Annotated in this window: 17 protein-coding genes; 4 read left to right on the plus strand and 13 right to left on the minus strand. The window is 46.1% G+C overall.

Annotated features, from left to right (window positions below; translation table 11 throughout):
- Positions 1–31 precede the first annotated feature (31 nt).
- From V2H45_RS06990 to V2H45_RS07025, 8 genes are all read right to left on the minus strand, one after another.
- The gene (locus V2H45_RS06990) at positions 32–2,644 is read right to left on the minus strand and encodes a phospholipid carrier-dependent glycosyltransferase (RefSeq protein WP_330482906.1); all 2,613 of its coding nucleotides are present in this window, start codon (positions 2,642–2,644) and stop codon (positions 32–34) included.
- A gap of 13 nt (positions 2,645–2,657) precedes the next feature.
- Positions 2,658–3,887, minus strand: coding sequence for a family 10 glycosylhydrolase (locus tag V2H45_RS06995; protein WP_408648746.1), 1,230 nt, complete (start codon positions 3,885–3,887; stop codon positions 2,658–2,660).
- Between the two features lie 128 nt (positions 3,888–4,015).
- On the minus strand, positions 4,016–4,462 hold the full coding sequence (locus V2H45_RS07000; protein ID WP_330482908.1) for a hypothetical protein: 447 nt from the start codon (positions 4,460–4,462) through the stop codon (positions 4,016–4,018).
- Between the two features lie 106 nt (positions 4,463–4,568).
- Positions 4,569–5,171, minus strand: coding sequence for an ABC transporter permease (locus tag V2H45_RS07005; RefSeq protein WP_330482909.1), 603 nt, complete (start codon positions 5,169–5,171; stop codon positions 4,569–4,571).
- Positions 5,158–6,381, minus strand: coding sequence for a hypothetical protein (locus tag V2H45_RS07010; RefSeq protein WP_330482910.1), 1,224 nt, complete (start codon positions 6,379–6,381; stop codon positions 5,158–5,160). The genes V2H45_RS07005 and V2H45_RS07010 overlap by 14 nt, the downstream gene beginning before the upstream one ends.
- 67 nt (positions 6,382–6,448) lie before the next feature.
- Positions 6,449–7,078 (minus strand): YqiA/YcfP family alpha/beta fold hydrolase, encoded by a 630-nt coding sequence (locus V2H45_RS07015; RefSeq protein WP_330482911.1) that lies wholly within the window; start codon positions 7,076–7,078, stop codon positions 6,449–6,451.
- 33 nt (positions 7,079–7,111) lie between these two features.
- The gene (locus tag V2H45_RS07020; RefSeq protein WP_330482912.1) at positions 7,112–9,175 is read right to left on the minus strand and encodes a zinc metalloprotease HtpX; all 2,064 of its coding nucleotides are present in this window, start codon (positions 9,173–9,175) and stop codon (positions 7,112–7,114) included.
- Between the two features lie 126 nt (positions 9,176–9,301).
- Positions 9,302–9,799, minus strand: coding sequence for an HNH endonuclease (locus V2H45_RS07025; protein ID WP_330482913.1), 498 nt, complete (start codon positions 9,797–9,799; stop codon positions 9,302–9,304).
- A gap of 143 nt (positions 9,800–9,942) precedes the next feature.
- On the opposite strand from V2H45_RS07025, the gene V2H45_RS07030 reads away from it, so the two are divergent.
- A complete protein-coding gene (locus V2H45_RS07030; protein WP_330482914.1) occupies positions 9,943–11,292 on the plus strand; it encodes a hypothetical protein in 1,350 nt (449 codons plus the stop codon).
- Positions 11,289–12,179, plus strand: a complete 891-nt coding sequence (locus V2H45_RS07035) for an alpha/beta fold hydrolase (RefSeq protein ID WP_330482915.1) — start codon at positions 11,289–11,291, stop codon at positions 12,177–12,179. Before V2H45_RS07030 ends, V2H45_RS07035 begins: the two co-directional genes overlap by 4 nt.
- Before the next feature lie 42 nt (positions 12,180–12,221).
- On the opposite strand, the gene V2H45_RS07040 is transcribed toward V2H45_RS07035, so the two are convergent.
- The 4 genes from V2H45_RS07040 to dnaN all read right to left on the minus strand — a co-directional run bounded on the left by V2H45_RS07040 (position 12,222) and on the right by dnaN (position 16,226).
- Positions 12,222–14,252, minus strand: coding sequence for a DUF3769 domain-containing protein (locus V2H45_RS07040; RefSeq protein WP_330482916.1), 2,031 nt, complete (start codon positions 14,250–14,252; stop codon positions 12,222–12,224).
- 154 nt (positions 14,253–14,406) lie between these two features.
- Positions 14,407–14,742, minus strand: coding sequence for an endoribonuclease MazF (gene mazF, locus V2H45_RS07045; RefSeq protein WP_330482917.1), 336 nt, complete (start codon positions 14,740–14,742; stop codon positions 14,407–14,409).
- On the minus strand, positions 14,736–14,978 hold the full coding sequence (locus tag V2H45_RS07050) for an AbrB/MazE/SpoVT family DNA-binding domain-containing protein (protein WP_330482918.1): 243 nt from the start codon (positions 14,976–14,978) through the stop codon (positions 14,736–14,738). The genes mazF and V2H45_RS07050 overlap by 7 nt, the downstream gene beginning before the upstream one ends.
- A gap of 96 nt (positions 14,979–15,074) precedes the next feature.
- Complete coding sequence (gene dnaN / locus V2H45_RS07055) at positions 15,075–16,226, minus strand: DNA polymerase III subunit beta (protein WP_330482919.1); 1,152 nt, start codon at positions 16,224–16,226, stop codon at positions 15,075–15,077.
- Between the two features lie 832 nt (positions 16,227–17,058).
- On the opposite strand from dnaN, the gene zwf reads away from it, so the two are divergent.
- Together zwf and opcA are read left to right on the plus strand one after the other, a co-directional pair.
- A complete protein-coding gene (zwf, locus tag V2H45_RS07060; protein WP_330482920.1) occupies positions 17,059–18,588 on the plus strand; it encodes a glucose-6-phosphate dehydrogenase in 1,530 nt (509 codons plus the stop codon).
- Positions 18,589–18,761: 173 nt separating this feature from the next.
- Positions 18,762–19,886 carry a glucose-6-phosphate dehydrogenase assembly protein OpcA gene (gene opcA, locus V2H45_RS07065; protein ID WP_330482921.1) on the plus strand — a complete coding sequence of 375 codons (1,125 nt, stop codon included), beginning with the start codon at positions 18,762–18,764 and terminating at the stop codon, positions 19,884–19,886.
- A gap of 106 nt (positions 19,887–19,992) precedes the next feature.
- Here opcA and V2H45_RS07070 read toward each other — a convergent pair whose 3' ends face one another.
- A complete protein-coding gene (locus tag V2H45_RS07070) occupies positions 19,993–21,735 on the minus strand; it encodes an iron uptake porin (RefSeq protein ID WP_330482922.1) in 1,743 nt (580 codons plus the stop codon).
- Between the last annotated feature and the right edge of the window lie 172 nt (positions 21,736–21,907).

The raw sequence follows: 21,907 nt of genomic DNA on the forward strand, positions 1-21,907 counted from the left end.
TTTCATTTAGCTCACCTTCTATAGGGTAGCCCTATTTCCGCCCTGCTGTACTAGGTTTGCGTTCTGCTTGGTAGCGCTCCCAAGCTAAGGGAATGTTGAAATTCATTGCAGCGGAGACGATTCGCAAAGTCTTTAACTCAGGGATATTGGGATTTAATGCGATGGCTTTCTCCAAAGCTGCTTCGGCTGCCTGAGGCTGAAAGTTATAGAGATGCACAAACCCTAAATAAGCCCAACCCCATGCATTGGTGGGATCGGCAACTTGAGTGATTCGGGTGAAGGTGGCGATCGCTTGTGGTGCTTTACGTTGCAAAATATAGCTAAATGCCAGATTGTATAGCGAAGTAAGACTGTTGGAGTCAGAAGCTGAGATTTGCTGCAAACGGTAGGCTAAACTTTGTTCTGCCTGTAAGACATAGTTCTGATCGGGATCGTATTGATTGATAATCGCCAGTTGCTTAAATACTGGATCGATTTTTCCCAATGGAAGTTGCATGGACAACTGGCGCAGTTGTGTCAGCAGATCGAGCTCTGGCATAGGGGATGCTTTTGCCATAGCTGAAATCTGGGTTTGAACTGAACGTTGAGTTTGCCCTGAAAGCTGAATTGGAACCGATGAAATTGTTAGGGGCGAAGCGGCTCCTGTTTGACGATCTAAAACTGTCGCCTTGAGCAGATACATCCCATCGGGAAGCGACTTGGGCGGCAGCATAGCCGTGCTTTCGACCACACGAAATTCTCCCGTCAACGGCTCGGCTTTTAAGTTTTGCTGAAGATTACCAAAAGCGATCGCATGGTCGTGAATCCAATAGGCAGTACCATTTTGCTGTTGCCATGTCAGTAAAACGATGCTGTTTTTCAGGGTTTTCCAATTCCCTTGCCATGTGTAAGTGATAGGAATCGGCTGACCGCTTTGTGCCTGCTGCGGAACATTGACAGATATCAATTGCAATTGTGCGCTCTCAGGATTCCCCTGCAAAGGCGTAACGGTAATGGGTAGTTGCGATCGTCGATGTAAGCGTAACTGACTGCCATCAGGTAATTTCCACTGCTGCACAATTTGGAGATCTGAACTGCGCTCCAGTTTTTCTTTGAGCGCAACCTGTCCTGCTTCGATGCTGCCATAGGCTCCCTGATCTTCCGTTTTGGTAACATACCAATTGAGCGATCGCGCATCTTGTTCTGCTTGCTCGGGGTGAAAACCAATCTGTCTACCATAGACCTGAAATCCCATCGATGCCCCAAAAAAATCAAAATTCATCGGGTTCAGCTCCGCAGTATTCGTCAAAACGCCCAATGTCGAACGGAGATAGGGCTGCTGTTGTTGAATCGTGCGAATGACTTCCGCATTGGGATAGGCTGCTCCTGTATAGGGAAAATGGGTTTGACCAACGATGCCCAAACCAGCGGAGATGGGAAATTGATGGATAAATACCGATAAGGTGGCAAGAGCCACAGAGAGCCAGCGAAAACCCCGCCACCATATCCCTACCCCCAAGGTAAACCCATAGGCTAAAACGATCGCGAGAATGGGTAAGTAAGGTAAGAGTAGCCTTGGCTGCTTATTTGCGCCAAGACTACCCAACAGATAAGTACCAAGAACCAGAACTGCCAGCCATCGCCAAGTTCTTCTTTTTGGGCTTGCTGGTTGGATAGCTTCTAATGCTGTGGCATCTTTTGACTCATCTTCGATCGCAGGTTTTGATAGAGGAAACTTCTGCCAAACCCAACGCCCCAAGAAAATACCCCAACATCCCAGGCAAGCAAAGAATAATACGGGAGAGAACATTTCAGGGAGTACTTGAGCGTAGTAGATCCAACCAGACAGGCTATTTGCTTGAGGATCGTTGCGGTAAATTTTTCCATGGGCATTCGACTCCACAGTTGTGCTAACAATCGTCAGCCAGTTAGTTGTAAACCAACCGCTAATCGTCCACCAAGCGATCGCAAACAATAGCAGTAACTGCAAGCAACGTCCCCACTGTCGCCGCCAGATTGTCCCCCCCACCAGCCAAAGCAGAGGAATTACCACAAAAAGTATGCTGGAGGTTCGAGTCAGCAAGCAACAACCCAAGGCAACACCTGCGATCGCAGTCCATAACCAGCGCTGCCAATGGCGATCGGCATCTCGCCATTTGGTGAAACTCAAGTAAGTAAATGTGACAACTGCAGCGAGTGGATAGTCGAGTAAATAGTCGGTGCGCAAAAAGACCATAATCGGCGCGATCGCACAAAAAATTGCTGCCCAAACACCCACTTTAGATGAGAAGAAATGCTTGCCCAAGAAATAGACCGAAACGAGCAAGATTCCTGTAAACAGAAAATTCACACAGGTCGCAATGGGAAAACTTTGTCCAATCCATTGCAAAATTGGAACTGTGAATAAATAGACAAGAGGAGCGCGTTGGGTGGGAGCCTGCTGCCAGAGTTCTGTCCACCATGTCGGTGAAAAGCGATCTGTAGATTGCCAGACTCGCCAAAAATTCATCGCTTTTGTGAGGTGATCGCCTTGATCCCAAGCAGGGGGAGCATTGTGCAGAGAAAACCAAGCAAGATCGCCGCTCACCACCAGTAAATACAGCAGGCACAGGATGCAACCTGAAGATAAGAACCAAGCGAACCAACGATTTGCAGGCTTTAACATGTGAATTTTTACTTTACTTGATTGCAGAGCGAAAGGCTGGATAGGGAAAGAGTGCTTTAAAATCGGATTGGCGCTGAGCGATCGCTTCTGGGCCGTAGTCCCAAAGACTCTTGTAGTAAAAAAAGGAAATCCCTAGACCGCGCTCTTGAGCAGCACGAACCTGCGAAAAGATTTGTGGCATTGAAGTGGGACTATTCCTTAAACCCGTGAGAATCCCAACACCTGTGGAAATCTTTTTCTGTGATTCTTGAAGTTCAGGTAGGGTAATCTGTTCCAAAAAACTGTAGAAATCGTTCCGATATACCTGCATTACAATCTCATCTACAGCATTTTGTCGTACCCAATCTGGCCAGTCCTGTAGATATTCATTGTAGGCTTGGACATAGTGGTTGGGTGAGACAGAAAAAATCGCTTGGGGCTTCTTCGCTTTCACAGCTTTGCTGAGTTTCACCATAAATGCTGTAAGTTTATTCGCCCGCCACTTTACCCATGCTAGATCGCTGGGATTCGCTGGAGCATTTTTATGCGTTTCTTGGTTGTACAAAGCGAGCGTGTAGCGATCGTAGCCAAATTCTTTGGGTAGAGCCATGTGATCGTCAAACTGAACACCATCGGCATCATATTGGGTAATCGTCTCCAGTACGAGGTCAGTCATAAACTGTTGCACCTCTGGATGAAATGGATTGAGCCACATCACTTCACCAGCACCACTGATGGATGTGTTGGTACCATCTCGCTTTTGGGTAAACCAGTTGGGATGCTGCTCGACCAGTTCGGACGTTGGTGGAGCCATAAATCCATACTCAAACCAAGGAATTACCAGCAGATCTTGGCGATGCCCCAATGCGATCGCTTCTGCAAGAATATCCTGCCCATCTGTGCCGCGATAGACAAAGGGCTGATTGCCAACACGTTGCGCCACCGCGCTGGGATACATGACATAGCCACTATTCCAAACCACAGGATAGATGGTGTTGAAATTTAGCTGCCGCAATTGGGTCACGGCTTCCTGTAATTTGGTGCGATCGGTTAAAACATCAAAGTCATTTGTGGTCAGCCAAACACCGCGAATTTCTTGACGAGGAGCCTGTGCAAAAGCTGGAAAGCGATCCTGCACAAGTGGTGCAAAACTACTCGTCAGCAATACAGCAATGAAGGATAAAAGGAAAAGCAAGAGCAGAAAAGGTTTAAGCGGTTGCCTCAGACGGACTAGGCTTTTATGCAAGATTTCCCGAGCATCCATAAAGACAGGTAGACTAATTTTGCTCATTCTGGCACACGATCGCGATGAAGCAAAGAGCGATCGTGTGCGAAAACGACAACTTTTATAGCTTGACATCGGAAAAAATTACATCAAATGAGTTGCGATCGCTAATTTGAACGAGGCTTTTTGGGAAGTTCCAGTCCGTACAAAAACAAATGTAGAATCTCAAGTGGAGTCATTGGAGGACTATGAATCATAATGTCGTCACTACTCGGATGCGCATGGAAACGCATTTGTCGTTCCTCGTTGTCGTGTCCAGGTAGGTTTAGATCGAATCTTAGGAAAGAAGCAGAGCAACTTTCGGGGAAGCGAATTTCAAAGTCAAATCCAATAATCTGAGCAGGAGATTTCGTTTCGTCAATCGTAATTGCGAAATCAAACCAACAGCCATCATGTCGTTTAAAGTGTGGAATATTGCGATCGCGGTGAAAATTCTTGTCCCCTCCCATAATCTCAAAATAGCCTTTGCTTGGAATTTCACTAGACTCCCGCAATTTGAGTAATCTCTCAATGTCATGCAATTTGGCAGTCAGAATCCCCTCATTGCTAGCCATTGTAAGACATTTTAGAATCTCAGCCCGTAGGCGTTTTGAGCTTTTTATTTCTAGACATATAGCGCTTTGGGAACGCTGTTGAATTTCTGCACAAAATTTCTCCCAACTATTTTTGCCGCTCAAGCAATTCCCCCCGATTTAACAAAATCAACCATTCTCCATATTCAGGATCGGTAGGGAGTATTTGGTTCTCTGCCATTGCAATCACCTCTGCATCTGACTTTCCAGCCCATTCACGTAGAGCAACAAGCCTCTTTTCTCCTTCTTCCTGCGTCAATATTTCTACATCCTTAGCAAAATCATAGATGTTAGCCCCCAGCCAACTGACAAAGTTCGGAGCATTCGCAAGCATAGTTTTAGCAGTATCTAAAGAGAGAACTAGCAAGCCTCCTTTTTTCCCTTTATCAAGACGACTTCTCAATGCATCAAAAGCTCTCCATTCCTCAGGTTGCCACATTTCTAACTGCCAGAACAACAGATAGTCTTGTGTAGCATCAACAACGCGATCGATCAATTCACGCGCACCATTTTCACCAGAGATAATTCCTGTTTCGCATTCAGTAAAAATCTCTATCGTGTCTTGCAAATCATCAACTGCTACTTGAATATCTTTTGAATCAACGACAAGCGCAATCCAGATATTACTGTCAGATAGAGAACCAACCCTTTGCAAAAATTCCCCTAAAGAGACAGGCTTAAGAAGCAACATGGGAAGCACTTGAAGTTAAATTTTGAATTACTGGCACTAGAATTGGATGAATTACAAAACCTCGCTTTGGATATCTATACTCAAGAATATGACCAGTTAGTAATAACTGAAAAGCTTCTTTTGTCCTAGGATAAAATACTACATCTTGCATAACTTGCTGCAAGATTTCTAAGCTCGGATCAGATAAACCAAGTATTTTCGATCTAGCAAGTGACGAGGCTGCATTGGTAATATGTTTTTCTTCAATGGAGTCTGAACTATCTACATAGGCTTCCTGAATAGCAGCCTGTGTTAAAGACATTAAATCGCGCAAGACACCACCTGATGATGTGATGAGAAGTTCTCTAGCTTCTGGAGTAATAACGCCCTCTGGATCTCGAACTGTAAAAATATTCTCAAAAAACTGTTTTGCTTCAATATCTTCAGTTACATTTAGGTATGACAAATAGTATGAATGACTTGCAAAACGTTCAATATTCTCTCTATCTTGACTGTAAACTGTGGGGGTAGACCCAACGACAATCACTCCAACACCATCTTTTGCAAGTTCGAGAACATCATTCAAAGCAGAATGAAGAAAGGTTTGTGTATTATTTAATCGATCTAGTCCATCAAAGATAAAAACTATTTCCCCTAATCTTTGTGAAGCAGCATTCTTTAGATGTAAGAAAGCTTGCAAGAGTCTGCTATCTGTTTCGCGCTTTTCGGTAGAAAGTAACCCTTTATGATGAATAAGTTGTTCGCCTCCATTAATTACCAAAGATAACGAACTAGTTATTGAGTTAATAAAACGAGTTTCCTTATATCCATACGCTCTTTTTTCAATTATTTGCCTACTTTCCTGCAATTCTGGATCGCTATTCGCTCCTAAAAGTTGGGCAATTTCTAGTCCAGCGATTACAACTAAAGCTCTAGGTTGAAGATCTGAAATATCAGTGTAGAGACTAACATCAATATATATGGCATGAATGTCTTCTATTTCATTGAGGCGATCGCGCACGACAAGCAGTTGGGTTGTTTTGCCAGAGCCAATACCACCAAATAGTAAATGTGCGGAAGAAGGACGAAGCGCACAGCGTCCAGCAATTTCTTCGGCAATCAAATTATGCGGTGGTGCAATATAATAGCCCTTTTCGATCGCACGACGAGGATCGGCAGTGCCTTCAAAGGCTGCCATCAGCTTGCGAAAAAACTTCAGGCGTTCAGACATAACAGATTTAGAGTAAGGTGCAATAGCTTTATCTTAACCAAAGAATCAATCGCGAGATCCTAAAATTCTATAAATCTAAAAAACTAGCAGTTTCTTGCCAGATATAGCCCAGCATCTCGCCACCAAGGCTATGATCGCTTTCCACCAGCCGCAGGGTCACATCTGGATGAGACTCTGCAAAGGCTTGACTGAGTTGAAATGGAATCACCTCATCCTGCAAGCCGTGAATAATTAAAATAGGGATATTACGGTTCAGAGTCTTACCAGCATAGGTTTGAGCATCGGCAAAAAACTCATACTTCAGGGGAAGTTGGCGATTTAAACTATAGTGAAAGAAGTCTCGACTCCCAGTTGCTTGCCATTGCGCGATCGCTTCTGCACCCAAGCCCTCCGCTAGTCGTTGCCCAAACTCAAAGGCAGGGGCGAGTAAAACCAACTTCTCAATCTGGGGATTCGCAATCGCCATTTGTAAAGCTAAAAAACCGCCTAAACTCGATCCGATCGCAATCAGTGGGCGATCGCCAAACTCTCGATTTAAATATTGCAACTGCGCTGAGAGCGTGATTTGGGTAAAATCCCCCAGATTCAGATCGGGGACAGGCAGGGTCAGACCGATTTTGGCGAACTGGTTCTGCAAAAACTTAGCTTTTTGAGATTGTGGTCCCGAAGCGAAGCCATGTAAATAGAGATAGTTCATGCTTAAACAAATAATGGCAACTAGTAATGACAACTAGAATAAAGGCGAAGTAGAAATCAAGATCAGTAACCCCAATAACACGATCGCCGAACTCAGGATGTTATTCCAAAATTGATGATAGCTAGTCAGCGAGTTGCGTTCTTGTTTTTGTTCTCCCAAAATCGGCTGCAAAATTGACAGATCGACAATCGGCATACTACCGCGCCGAAACCAACCCGAAGCAATCACAGACTGATCGATCAAGGTTTCCATTTTCTGAATCATCAGTTTGTCACTCGAAAACATAGAGCGGAAATTGGGTAGATAGTGAATGTACATCATCCCGCCCTGATCTTCTAATTTGAGCGCGTAACCGATATAGTTCTCATCGGAGCTATAGCCAATCAGTTCTCCAGGAACTTGTACGGGTAACCCATGCAGGGAACTGGCATAGGGATCGATCAGCAAACTCACCAGATCGGTATCGACGACCCGCCGAAAGTTGGGATATCTAAGACTGCCTTGAAACATCCATCCCAAGCCCAGCCCGATCGCAGGGAAACTCAGCACTAGCCAGTTGTTGTACACCCACCAATAGAGGAGCTTGGCGGCAATCAGGCCCACAGTAACCCCTGTATAGGGAGCCGTTTGAATGAAGAGGTCGCGGGCAAAGTTACGATAGAGTCTGCCTTTATCCAATTTGCTGCCTTCTTTGAGCAATTGGGGGAAATCATATTCGCTAATCAATCCTAACTGTTTGGTGTAACCAGTCAGCACCTTAATCCGCCGCCCAATCAAAGGATGCGTAGAATGGAATTCTATCCACCGACTCCAAGGATTAAACAATTCCCATAAAAATACACGGTAGACATTTTGATCCGATTGGCCTGAATGTAGAATCTCTTGCGCGATTCCGATCGCTGTCGTGGTTTGATAGTCACAAACACCTAAAGCTCTGGTGGATTCTAACAAGCGATTGGGGGGCTTACCGAGTTGATTTTGTTGGACCAGACCACCCGCAATTTTGGTCAAGGCGCGGGATAGAGCATTGGGATTGCCAGTGACCTCAGCAGCAAAGCGATCGCAGGGATATGTACTGCTCTTGGTGATAAACAGAAGTAAATAGGTGCTGCAAGCATGGATGAAACTGGCGATCGCTGCCAGCACCTTAAAGACATTCTTAGCTCGTTTGGCTTGATAACTCTTGCGGCTGAGCGCCACATAAATCAAATAGAGAATCTGGATTGGTGCAGAGGCAAAGGTAATGACAGAGAAGCTCCAATTTTGGATATGTGCGAGCTGCTGGGCATAGACTGTGGCAATCTCATCGTCATCGAGATTGAGAAACAGACCGCGACTGACAACAAGCCGAGCTGAGTTAGGCAGAATGCCATAGGTAAAAGCCACAGGGCTATCGTCTTCAATCCATCCCAGTCTCGGTACGAGAATATTCTTAGTTTCGCAGAACTTCTCAATGATTTCTACCGCTTCAGGACTCTTGAGATCGAGGTCAGCCAAGGTAATCCATTGGGTGCGTTGATACTGCTTTTGGGTAATCTCGATAATCCAAGGCGACATGAAAAACAGCAAAATGCCCATGACGCCAGTACCGATACCAGCAACCATCCACCAACCCGACGTAATCGTCAGGCTAATGAGGCTAATGCCCCATAACCAAGCACCCAAGATCAGACCAAATACCAGCAGCACTGTCACAAACATTGCTAGGATAAAGATGTAGGTCGCCTTGCGATCGAAGGCAAGGGTAACGTTGGTTTTACGATAGCGACTGGCACTGGATTTAACCACCGAGGCAACATCATAATTGCGCTCCAGACGATCTTCGGGCATGGCTTCGAGTTGAGATCGCAGGGTGACAATCGATTTCTTTGACCACTGTTGTAGCTGTGGATCGGGATTGTCTTCAAATTGTTCGCAAATCGCGATCGCTTTATCGGCTCTGCCTGATTTCTGATAGGCTTTGACCATCCACATCTGCGCTTGGATGTAATCTTTGGCAGTGCGATCGGGGTGACCATGACAATATTCTGAGAGGATCGCGATCGCCTCGGTGTAGCGCTTCCGTAATAGTGCTTCTTTTCCTGCTTTGAGTGACATAGTGATTTCCTAGCCCCTTGCTATTAGGCTATATTTTGCCACCGATCGCTTGAATAGTTTCTTTACAGTTACAAACTGACTTACTTATGGCTTCAGTTCGACTTCGCTCGCTGACCGATACCGAAGTTACAATCCAATAAGATACTTACGCCATTCTTGATGACCGCCACTGCGCAAATATTTCGTTACCTCAAAATAAAGGCCGCTATGAGGGCGGCGCGGAGCTTTACGTAAAGGCATGGAGGCTTCTTTGGGCGTGCGATTGCCTTTTTTGACATTGCAGCGCACACAGGCAGTCACGATGTTGTCCCATGTTTCACCACCACGGCGCGACTTGGGAATGACATGATCGAGGGTCAGGTCATCACCCGTATAGCCACAATATTGGCAAGAATGATTATCGCGGTGCAAAATATTGCGGCGGGTCAGCGGCACTTCTTTATAAGGAAGCGTGATGTAGTGCAGCAGCCGAATCACAGTGGGTAAGGGGAAGTCTGGATAGAGCATTTTGCCATTGTGCTCGACTTGCTCTGCTTTACCCTTAATTAATAAGACCACAGCCCTTTGCCAGCTAGTAATGTTTAGCGGCTCGTAGGAAGCATTGAGTACCAAGACCTTAGCCATTGCGTAATCTCAAACAGGCTTTTCAAAAGATGCTAGCACAGGAAATCAAAATCATCCACAAATAAGTTTACTTTTCATGTCGTTTTGTGAAGACAAGGTTCAATGCTAAACTCTAGGAAATCAGAAAATTTTCAGGAGTCAGTGTGGGCATTCTTAGTTCTTGGTTTTCTAAGTCAGGGAAGCAACAACCAGCCTCAAGCGCTAGTCCCTCTCCAACCACCAGCAGCCACCCTTCGGCTGCACAAACTTCATCAAATTCTCCAGCCCCCAGTCCTGCCCCGATCGCCCCAACCTTAGCTCAGTTGGAAGCAGAACTCCAGCAAGCATCCGCATCACAAGTAAAAAACACCAAGCCAATTCCTAAATCTAGCCATAAGTGGCTAAATAAGCTGATCTGGACAGGAGTTTTGCTCGGAATTCCTGCGGGTGCGATCGCGATCGCCAACTTACCCTACCCTGCAATTCGCCAGCCTGTGGCAAAAAATGCTCCAATTTTGCTAGTGCCCAGCTACATGGAGATCGAGGCAAACTATAAAAAAGCCCTAGCAAACATTGAAGAAGCAAGACAACTGATTGAATCCCCTACAAGTCCACAGGATCTAGATCGTGGTTCTGAAAAGTTAAAAGAGGGAAAAACGGCTCTAGATGCAATTCCACTATGGTTTGTGGCTGATTGGGCAGAATATTCTAGTACCTATCGATGGGTAGGATATGATTGGCGGTTTAGTCCCGCAGGATTGCAATCAGCCCGTGTCAAGGTAGGTCAACTAGAAGCAAAAGTATTTCAAGAGCAAAATGCTCAGCAAACATTGGTGACCGCCGATCGAGGTTTAACAACTGCTAAATCCCAGTATCAACAGACACAATCAGCAACAGATAGAAAGATTGCAGTTCAAGCATGGCAGGCGGCGATCGACCAGTTAGCCCAAATTCCTTCTACTACCTTGGCAGGTAAAATTGCCCAACAGAAAGTTGTTTCTGCCAAGCGTGAGTTTCAAGAAATTGCTGGTTTGTTGGCAGGTAACGAACGCACAAATGCTTATCTCACGGCTGGTTTAGAGTTATCCACTAAAGCGGCTGAACTTGGGCGCAATCCACCACATAGTGCTGATAGATGGCGCGAAATTTCCACATTATGGGAGCAATCTATTCGACAACTTGAACAAATTACCCCTCAAGATCCTGATGGATATAAAGAAGCCCAAAGATTACTGTCTGAATATCGTGCCAGTTTAATCGAAGTCCGAATTCGCATAAAAAATGAAGAGGAGGCAATAAGGGCAGTTGAGTCAGCAAATCGACAAATTGCCGATCTTTGGAGAAACTTCCCCACTAAGCTCAGCCCAGAAAATCGTAATCGCGCGATCGCGTCATTGTTCTCGATTAATGCCGAACTGGAAAAAGTGAAAAGCGGGACAACCATTTACTTAAAAGCGCGTGAACTACAATTAGATGTCCAGCAAAAGCTAAAAGAGTTACAAAAAGCGCCATGATCGCTCTTTCTTTACGATATCGAGATTGGGTCTGGCGAGGATGGCAGACGCGATATACATTTCAACGGGCTGAAGTCCTTACCCCCCATACAGTGCCGATTCTTTTGCTCCACGGGTTTGGTGCATCGGGCGATCACTGGCGCAATAATATGCCCACTTTAGCTCAGCATCACAGTGTCTATGCCCTTGATTTGGTGGGATTTGGTGCTTCCGAAAAGCCCCCCACGGACTACAGCATTTACCTCTGGGTAGAACAAGTCGCTGATTTTTGGCAGACCTTTATCAATCGCCCTACAATTCTTGTCGGTAACTCCATTGGCTCTTTGGTGGCAGCGATCGCTGCCCATACCCATCCCGAAATCGCCAAAGGCGTCGTCACGATCAGTTTGCCCGACATCGAAGCCCTACAGGCAATGGTTCCCAAGCCAGTACGCCCGATCAAAAGTGCTTTAGAAGCTTTCGCCTCGGCTATTTTTGCCAAGCCAATGTTTCAGATTATTCGCCAACCATCCGTGATTCGATTTGTGTTGGGTCAAATTGCCTACCGCGATCGCACCCATATTGATGACGAGCTGGTAGAAATCATCGCCAAGCCCGCCCGCGATCCGCAAGCCGCCGAAGCCTTTGTCAGACTAGGGCAGAGCTTAAATCGTCCAGGATATTCTCCGAGCTTAACCCAAGCGCTCACCGAGTTAGAAATTCCCATACTCATGCTTTGGGGCACGCAAGATAAAGCCATCCCCCCCTCAGAAGGGGCACGACTGGTGCAATATTCCAATTTTGCCCACTTAGTCTATCTAGACGATATGGGGCATTGCGCCCACGACGAAGCCCCAGAAAGAGTCAATCAAGAAATTTTGACTTGGATCGCCGCGATCGGGTCGTAAGGCTCAGACATCCATATCTAGGGAGAAATTCTCTATATGTCTTTAATTGCCTCGTTCGATGCCCCCTTGAACGGGTGTCACTCCAGAGGAAGGCGTATCTGTCCAATTAAAATCGCTAATCCGAATCACAAACTCACCAATCCCCTGATTGGGGTTATAGCGCACGATCACAGCATAGGTGCGACGGTCATATTGCAGGGTATAAACCGAGTCAAACAACTGACCAGTGCCCACGTTCCAACTTTGCTGAATCCCAAACCGAATCGGTCCATAGATCTGTTGTAAGAACCCTAGGGTAACCACTTGAGTATCTGCTACCCGATCGAACAGGAAAGGTGACTGACCGCTGACAAGCGCTTGGGTATAGCTAAAATTAAGCCCTGTATAGTCAAAAAACTCTTTGGAGAAATTGCCAAGAACTGCCGATAGACCAACCGTACCAGATAAAGATCCCTGATTAGCCCCATTGGAATAGAGGGAATATACGCCAGAAACGCTGACATAGGCATCTAAACCGGGAACAATGGGTCGAGCTGAATATTTTAAGCCCGTATCTCGCTCCTCAGGTAGGGCAGTTCCACGTAAAAGAGGAATCGATTTGCTCAATACGGCGGCACTTTGTACTCGCCCCAAGGTATCAACCGTATTGGGCTGCAAGTCTCCACGCGTAGCACTAATAAGTTGCGCCCCAACTTGATAGTTGAGCACAACCCCAGTATCTCCAATCACGCGATCGGGAGAAAATAAATTGACACTCAACGAATTATTGACATCCTGAAAACCAAGCGAGCCATTAAACAAGCGATCGCGATAGGCATATTGAGCAATGAGCGTGTGATCTCCCAAAACTTGAGCTTGATACCTTGCATTTGCCCGCAATTGGTTTTGTAGATCGGAGAAATCTAAACCCGACAAATTTGCGTTTGCCGAAAAGGACTGTCCCTCACCTAGATTTGTTTGCAAATTTGCCACCAAACCGATTGCGTCAAAGGCTAAGAGTCCTCGCTGGCTGCTAAAGGCTTTTTGGATCAGCAGTTGCGGCGCTAGTGTCAAACTAACATCGGGCTGAGCCACCACATTAAAGCTTTGCTGATAAAATAGCCCGCCTCGATCTTGGCGATCGAAACCAAACAAAGCTGGAGCAGGTCTTTGAAAGCGATCGAGCACCACGCTATTAACAGGAAGTGGTAGCGAAAACACACCATCAAACAACAGAGTCGGAGATTCTGCCTCTAGTCGATCCTGGGTGGGTGAAATCGGCTTGAGTGTGGCACGGCTGGTAACGAGTTGCAGTTCGGGGGGTGTAAATGGATCGTTGGTAATGCTAAGGTTCTCGGCTACCCAAGTATCATTTTCTAGAATAATGCGTTCGGCAATAAACCCAACGCGACGCACTTCCCCTTGCACTCCCTGCGACGAACCAAGCACATTTACCACTGCCGAACCTGAGGCTCGATCGGAGGGCAAACGACCAGCATCCCCACGACTGAGTGTCCCTAGGTTGACTGAGCCTGAAGCCTTGAGTAAAACGCCCTTGACTGTTCCATAGTTATAGTCTAGGCGCGTGCCACGCAATTTTTGATCGCCGCGTGTAAAAAAAACATTACCGTCAGCCGTAGTATCCTGGGTATTCACATTCACTTGAACGCGATCGGCTCTCAGTTCTGACTGTTTGTAGCGAACAATCACATTGCCTGTGGCAACAAATACCTGCGTGTTGATGTTGTATTCTTGCTTGTCGGCTGTGACGCTAATCAGATCGCCTTTGGGGGGCAATGGGGGCGGTGGTAGTTTATCGGTAGGTTTGGGTAAAGGCAACCCACCGGGCTTTAATATGCCCCTTTGAGCGATGAGGTTGTTAGGATTTAGCTCGATCGCAGGCAGCGATCGCATGAAAACTTGCAACTCTTCATATACATGCGGCGGAATCTTAGATGAGTCGGAGGGTGAAACAGATGCTAACCGCAAATCTGTCGCCTTCTGTCGAAGCGGCTGTGGTGATGGTATTTGCCTTACATCTTCGTAAGAGACCTGATGCAAAGGCGGTGCAGGTTGTGGTGGAAGATAGGGCATATAAACAATTCTAGAACGAAGTCTATGCTTTTAAAACCTTTTGAAGTCACAAGTATTTAAAAGCCTGACGCATAAACCCATAAAAAGTTACAACTAAGGACTCAAATCGATCCTGTTTGGTATGGCTTACAACCTATCCTTGCAGTAAATCACGTTAAGTCACTAAAACTTCGATTTTTGCCAGTACATCTCTAATAATTTCATCACTTGCCCTTTCGATAAAGGTGGAATTTCTTATACGCAAATCTAAGCTTTTGATTCGATCGGTTAAAATTACGCCGCCTGTCTGCAAACCAACTAATTTCACCTCAAAACGCCAACCCTTACTTTTACTAGTGACGGGACAAGCGATCGCCAGATGAGAAATCTTGTTATATGCTTGGGGAGATACAACAAAAGCGGGTCGATGGCCTGATTGTTCTTTACCTGCCTGCGGATTGAAATCCAACCAAATAATATCACCGCGATCGGGAATGTATAGCTTCACCATTCCTCATTGCCTACAATTGCACCTGTAGAAATTTCACCATGCAGGTTCTCTTCAGTCATACCCTCCAGTAATTCATTCAGGGAATATCGCTTGCGAGGTTCTGGTGTAAGCACGATCGCTCCATCAATTACTTGAAACCTCATATATGTTCCTTCATGAATCTCAGCTAGCTCGGCAACTGCTTTGGGAATACGAACTGCTAGGCTGTTACCCCACTTTGTAATTTGTACGGTCATGATGATACCTTAATGCCCTTAAATGTATCTACAAAGAGTATACACAAGTCCAGAGAGCTCCATCACGAGCATAGTAGATCGTAACTCCTAACCAAATTAATTGCGAATTTGTACGGGCATGATCAGGTAGCTCATTTTCACACCGCCGATGGGCACGAGGACAACAGGTGTCGTCGCAGAGTTGAGTTGAATTTGAATTTCATTACTGGGTAATGCCTTTAACCCATCCATCAGGTATTTGGTGTTAAAGGCAATTTCTAGATCGTCACCCGAAACTTGAGCGGGGAGAGATTCTTTACCATTGGCTAGATCGGGTGCTTCTACAGACAGGGCAATTTCTTGACTCGTGGCATTAATCGAGATTTTGACAATGTTGTTTTTTTGGTCGGCTAGCACCGAAATTCGATCGAGGGCAGAGATTAAGGCTTTGCGTTCTACCGTGACTTGGCGCTCAAACTGGGTGGGGATAAGTTGGCGATAGTTGGGGTAGCCCCCATCGAGCAAGCGCGAGGTTAACACCTGATTGGCGCACTGAAAAATCATCTGAGATTGGTCAAATCGTACCGCGATCGCACCTTCAGTCTGTTGGTTCAAAATTCGCTCTAGTTCTCGCAAGGCTCTGGCAGGAATGGTTACCTCTAGATTGGTTTTAATATCGCTACCAACGGGCACATCATCGACATCTAGAAACTTAGTCTGAATCACGGACAGGCGATGCCCATCGGTGGCAGCAAACTCTAAGCGATCGGCATTGGCGGTAACATGCACCCCCGTCAAGACACGCTTGGTTTCGTCGCTAGAAGTCGCAAACAGAGAAGCATTCAAACCATCAATCAACGATTGCACGGGTAGGTATGCAGTTTCGCCATCCTCAGCAATCTGTGGCAGTTCGGGAAACTCTTCAACCGACAAGCCGTGCAACTGATAGCGACCAGAACCACAGGTAATCATTGCCATCGTCTTCCCTGGGTCAACCATCAAGGTCACCTCTTCATCGGGCAGGCGGGACACAATGTCGTTGAGTAGCTTAGCTGGGAGGGTAATCGAACCAGCCTCGATCACTTGAGCAGGAAATCCGACTTGAATCCCCAAATTGAGGTCAAAGGCAATTAAACCTAGCATCTGCGACTTGTGGTCGGCATCAATCCGAATGTTGCCTAGTACTGGGTGTGTGGGGCGTGAGGCGACAGCACGGCTAACAAGTGAAAGGTTGGCGGTAAGTTGGCTTTGTGAACAGACAAGTCGCATAGCTAAAGGGTTTGTGATGAATTTGTAGAAGTTTGACCTGTGGGAGCCAATCTTAACATTGTTGTTTTGAGGTGACTACAGGTTTTTTAGGGATTTAGTGCTTTACATTTTTTTTGCATCGCTCTATTATTCCGATCAAATTTTATAAATTCTCTTGGTAGTAGTAGTAGGGGCTGTGGAAATTGTGGAAAACTTTCTGGGATCAATATAGAGTCAACTAAACCCCGTTTTTTGCCTGTGGATAACCCTGTGGATAACTAAGGGAGTTTTCCACAGGGTATAAATACCTATAAAAGCTTTTCCACAGAAGAGCCTATTTTTTCCACAGAAAAAGTAGGGTTTTCCACAGAAAAAGCGGGGTTTTCCACAGGTTTCCCACAAGCTAATCCATACTTACTATGGATAGTAATAAATCTTTACTTAAAATTGTATAAAAAATTAATACTTTCTTGGCATTTGTTTAGTAATCCCAAGACCTATATATAGGAAAAAATGTTTGACCTGCAAATTTTTTAGGCTAGGTTATTAGGCTAGGTTATAGAGGGTATGGCTACTAGATATTTTCAGGTTTGGGAATTTCCCTGTAGTTGCCCCAGACATTTTTAGGTTTTAGGTATGGGCAGCACTCCAGTGCCTGACCCAATACATTTACAGTTTGCCTAGCTCATTGGATATAATCAATTATCTTGTAAAGCTGACAAGGCAACTCCTTAGCCTCAGACACAACGGCTTAAACCTAAAGAAAAAGGCGATAAAGCTAAGGGTCTAGCGAGAACTTGGTTAGAATCCTGATTGTATCTATCCAAATAAACACTATTCAGGCTAGTCACCTATGGTTCAGCTATTAGAGAATCCTTTACGAGTTGGCTTACAGCAAGAGAGGACACCTGAGCCGCTAATCTTAGTAATCTTTGGGGCATCAGGCGATTTGACGATGCGAAAGCTGGTACCAGCTATTTACCATCTAAAACAGCAGCGACGATTACCGCCAGAACTGACAATTGTAGGTGTAGCAAGACGACCTTGGAGTCACGACTTTTTTCGAGAGCAGATGCGCGAGGGCGTCGAGCAGTTTTCAAGTGGGATTGGTGCAAAGGAAATCTGGGATAACTTTGCCGAAGGTCTGTACTACTGCCCTGTGGATATGGGCAATCTGGATGATTATTTTAAACTCGATCAACTCCTGACGCAAATAGACTCTGAGCGAGGTACGAGAGGCAATCGCGTTTTCTATTTAGCTGTCTCTCCTAACTTTTTCCCAGAGGCGATTGCTAAGCTCGGTGAAGCAGGCATGATCAAAGACCCTGTGAAAACGCGATTGGTAATCGAGAAACCCTTTGGACGAGACCTTGCCTCTTGCCAAGAGCTAAACCGTGCCGTACAAAAAGCCTGCGATGAGCGTCAGGTCTATCGTATCGATCACTACTTAGGCAAAGAGACGGTTCAAAATTTATTGGTGCTGAGATTTGCTAATGCGATTTTTGAGCCTTTATGGAATCGTCAATTTGTCGATCACGTGCAAATAACGGTTGCTGAAACTGTGGGCGTAGAGGATCGAGCAGGATATTACGAGAACTCAGGCGCATTGCGGGACATGGTGCAAAATCACCTGATGCAACTCTTTTGTCTGACCGCGATGGAACCTCCTAACGCGATGGATGCAGATTCCCTGCGCACGGAAAAAGTAAAAGTGATTCAAGCAACGCGGTTAGCGGATACGCGCAATCTTGATTTATCCAGTATTAGAGCGCAATATAGTTCGGGTTGGATGAAGGGCAAAGAGATTCCTGGATATCGCCAAGAACCGAATGTCAATCCAGTTTCCACAGTTCCTACCTATGTAGCCATGAAATTTTTGGTGGATAACTGGCGTTGGCAGGGTGTTCCCTTTTATTTGCGCACAGGGAAACGCATGCCCAAAAAAGTGAGTGAAATTGCCATTCAGTTTCGTGAAGTGCCTTACCTACTGTTTCAATCGGCTGCTAAGCAAGTGAGTCCCAATGTCTTGGCTCTACGCATTCAACCGAATGAGGGGATTGCGTTGCGATTTGAAGCCAAAATGCCTGGGCCTGACCTGCGATCGCGATCGGTGGAAATGGACTTTGGCTATGGCAAAACCTTTGGAATTGAGGGCTCCGATGCTTACGATCGGCTTTTGTTAGACTGTATGTTAGGCGATCAAACCCTCTTTACTCGCGGCGATGAAGTGGAAGCAGCTTGGAAAGTGGTAACCCCCGCACTTAGCGTATGGGAAGCTCCTAGCGATCCTCTGCTTGTACCGCAGTATGAAGCGGGCACTTGGGGACCAACGGCATCTGAAGCTCTGATCAATAACGATGGACGGCAATGGAGGAGACTGTAGGTTAGCTAAATGCTATTGGCTTTTAGCTTTTAGCTTTTGGATGATATGTAGGATTACCATTCCTTTAAGACAATCCCTTAGCTTTCAAATTCGCCAACCGCTAATCACTAACTGCTAACCGCTACCTGCCTTCTGATAACTGATAACCGATAACCGATAACTGATTCATCCTTATGACCAACACACAAGCACCCCCAGTCGTATCTTTGCAGGCTCCTAAAGATGTTTCGATTTCTCAAGTGGAATTGGAACTCAGTAAGATTTGGCAGGCCTATGGCGAAAATGCTGCCGCCCGCGCGACCACGTTTAACCTGTTGATTTACGAACCAGAAGAACTGACATCCCTAGAGAGGATGGCTTCGATTGATGCGATCGCCTCTCAAAGTCCCTGTCGCGTCATCGATTTACTCCCCATTCATGGCGAAGATGAGGGGATTACTGCCCAAGTTGCTGCCTATTGCCCAATTCAAAAAACACGCAGTTCGCTCGTCTGTGGTGAATATATTACGTTGCAAGGGACAAAGGATGCGTTTAACCGCGTCCATGCGCTGATTGCCGATTTGATTATTCCCGACCTACCCGTATTCCTCTGGTGGAAAGATAGCCCCGCACCAAACACCAAGATGTTTGAACGCTTGATTAACCTCAGCGATCGCCTGATTTTTGACTCGGCTGTGTTTACGGATTCCGAAACGAGTCTGGTGAAAAAGCACGAGATGATCCATGCTGGTGCGCAGGTGGCCGATCTCAACTGGCAAAGGCTAGCTCCTTGGCAAGAGCTGACAGCACAGGCATTTGACCCCCCCGATCGCCGTGCGGCAATCTGGGATGTCGATGGCATCACGATTGACTACGAACGAGGCAATAGTACCCAAGCCCTGATGTTTTTAGGTTGGATTGCCAGTCGCCTTGATTGGAAACCGGTCGCAAGATTTAAGGAAGGTGGTGACTACGATATTCAACGTATTACCTTTACGGGTAAGAACGATCTAAAGGTGGAGGCAGAACTGGCGGCGATTCCAACGGCGGATCCTGGGGAGGTGGTGGGAGACTTGATTGGGTTGCGACTCACCTCAACCAATCTCAATGCAGATGCTTGTAATGTCTTCTGTTCGGAATCCACGGGTTGTATGCGCATGGAAGCTGCGGGCGGTGCGCAAGCTTGTCATATTCATCAGGTGACACCTCTGTCCGATCAGAGCGCAGACACTTTGATGGGGCAACAACTTCAACGGTGGGGACGAGATATGCTTTACGAAGAAAGCCTGACTGTGACTGCACAGATTTTGAGCTTGTAAAGATAGCGATCGCTTTTCCCAGTATGCCTATAGATATTCCTATGTAGTAGGGGCAATTCATGAATTGCCCCTACTACTCTTTTTGAATTCCTATAGAAAGATTCGGTTAGAAGGAAAAGACTGTACGCAGCGAACCAACCCAGATCGGATCGCCATTTCGATCTGGGTTGGTAACGACAAAGATATCGGGCATGATACTAATATTTTTCGTCAATCGATAATTGTAGAAAACTTCTACATGGATAGGAGTATCGAGATCTTGGCGCAGCGCTCTTGTCAGACTATCGATGTAATTGCTGCTGGTGACCTTGGGTGGAACGCCAACAATCAATCCACCAACACTACCTTCACTGAATAAGTCGATAAACGCCAGATTGAGCGCTCCGTTTAAAATTGTGGCACTACTGTTCCCACGACTTAATTGGTTTGCGCTTGTGTAACCAAACCATCCCCCAAAATGGATATTAGGGCTTAACTTCCAGCTAAATTCCACACTGAAATTATCAGCGGAAGTGGCATTTTGGTCGAAGGGAGTGAGCGCATAGATGCTACCCGTTGTACTCTGAAGGTTAACGGTATTTGCTGTAAAGTATTTGTGCGTGTAGGTAAGGGCTGCCTCAAATTCGCGACTGGCTGTAAAGGTGAGCTGGGCAATAATGCCATTATTTCCATTAAAAAGACCATTACCCCCTGTAGGAATACTGGCTTGATCGCTGTTCCCGAAATAGCCTGCATGTACCTGTAACCAATCGTTAAAACGATAGGCAGCTCCGATTCCAGTGGCAAGAAACCCTAAGCGATAGGATGCGGGATTCCATAGAGAAAAGCGAGAATTGGGATAGACAACTAAAGAAATTAATGGATTGACGACTGGAACCCAGTCATAGGGTTGTAATCCCGAAGCCACGATCCAGACTGTGGCGCGATCGCCGATGGGGAACTTATAGTCTAGGCGATCGAGTCGAATTGAATTTGGCGAAACCGGTGGATCGAATAACAGATTGGAGGTAAAGCTTCCTGTGGCGGTAGCAACACTAGGGGTGTTGGTGCCAACGAGACGAACGTTGAGCATGTCTTTCCCAGTAAAGCTGGTTTGAAAATTAAGACTGGCATAGGATTGAAAGACTGTGTTGCTACCCCTAGGTGGACGTTCGCCAAAGGTATCGCCAATCAAGAAGGCAATAATGGTTCTTAATTTCGTGATGGGAGAGAATTGTTGGTTTTCGACGATCGCAGTGCGCTTCTCTAAAGAATCCACGCTTCCGCGCAGGGTAGTGAGTTCTTGGGAAAATTCTGCTTGCAACTTTTGGAGAATGGCTAGGTCTGACTGGCTCACTTTATCGGCAAGCCCAGCCGCAGTCAGGGCATTTACTTTATCCAATACTGTATTTAAGCCTGCGGCAAACTCATAGCGAGTTAAGGCGCGATCGCCGCGAAACTGACGATCGGGATAACCTGCGATCGCACCATATCTTTCTACGAGGGACTGTAATGCCTGAAATGCCCAATCGGTCGATTTAACATCCGATAATTGTGAAACTGATGTGACAGGTTCCATTCCTGCGATCTGATTGCTAGGAATGTTGAGAGAATTCTGAGGAATGGCAAGATCTTGAAGTGGAGGAACGGCTGGGACTGCTTTGCTTACGCGCACTGCTTCTGGGACAGCAAGTTGTGTATTCCAGTCGCGATCGCGTTTGGGTCGCATTGAGTTAGTCGGGGAAGACTTTGGCTGTAAAGTTTCAGCGAGGGCAAGATTGGGGGCAGCGATCGCTGGAATGATGCACAGGCAGGTGCTGCACCACAGCCACAAAGTGGGACTAAAGCTCCATAAGGATTTTGGTGTCATTAACGTTAACTTCACACTCCCACGAGACAAATTAAGCAAAGGTTTAGCAGTCTTCAAACTATAGCTTTGAATGTCACATAGTGAATCAGTTGGTATAATCAACTCACGAAAATTTATTAAATTGCAAAGTAAAGTGTTATGTAACTTGAAGTCAAAACAACGGTGTTGCTGT

This window comes from Tumidithrix elongata BACA0141 (assembly GCF_036349135.1).
GTDB classification, from domain to species: Bacteria; Cyanobacteriota; Cyanobacteriia; order Pseudanabaenales; family Pseudanabaenaceae; genus Tumidithrix; species Tumidithrix elongata.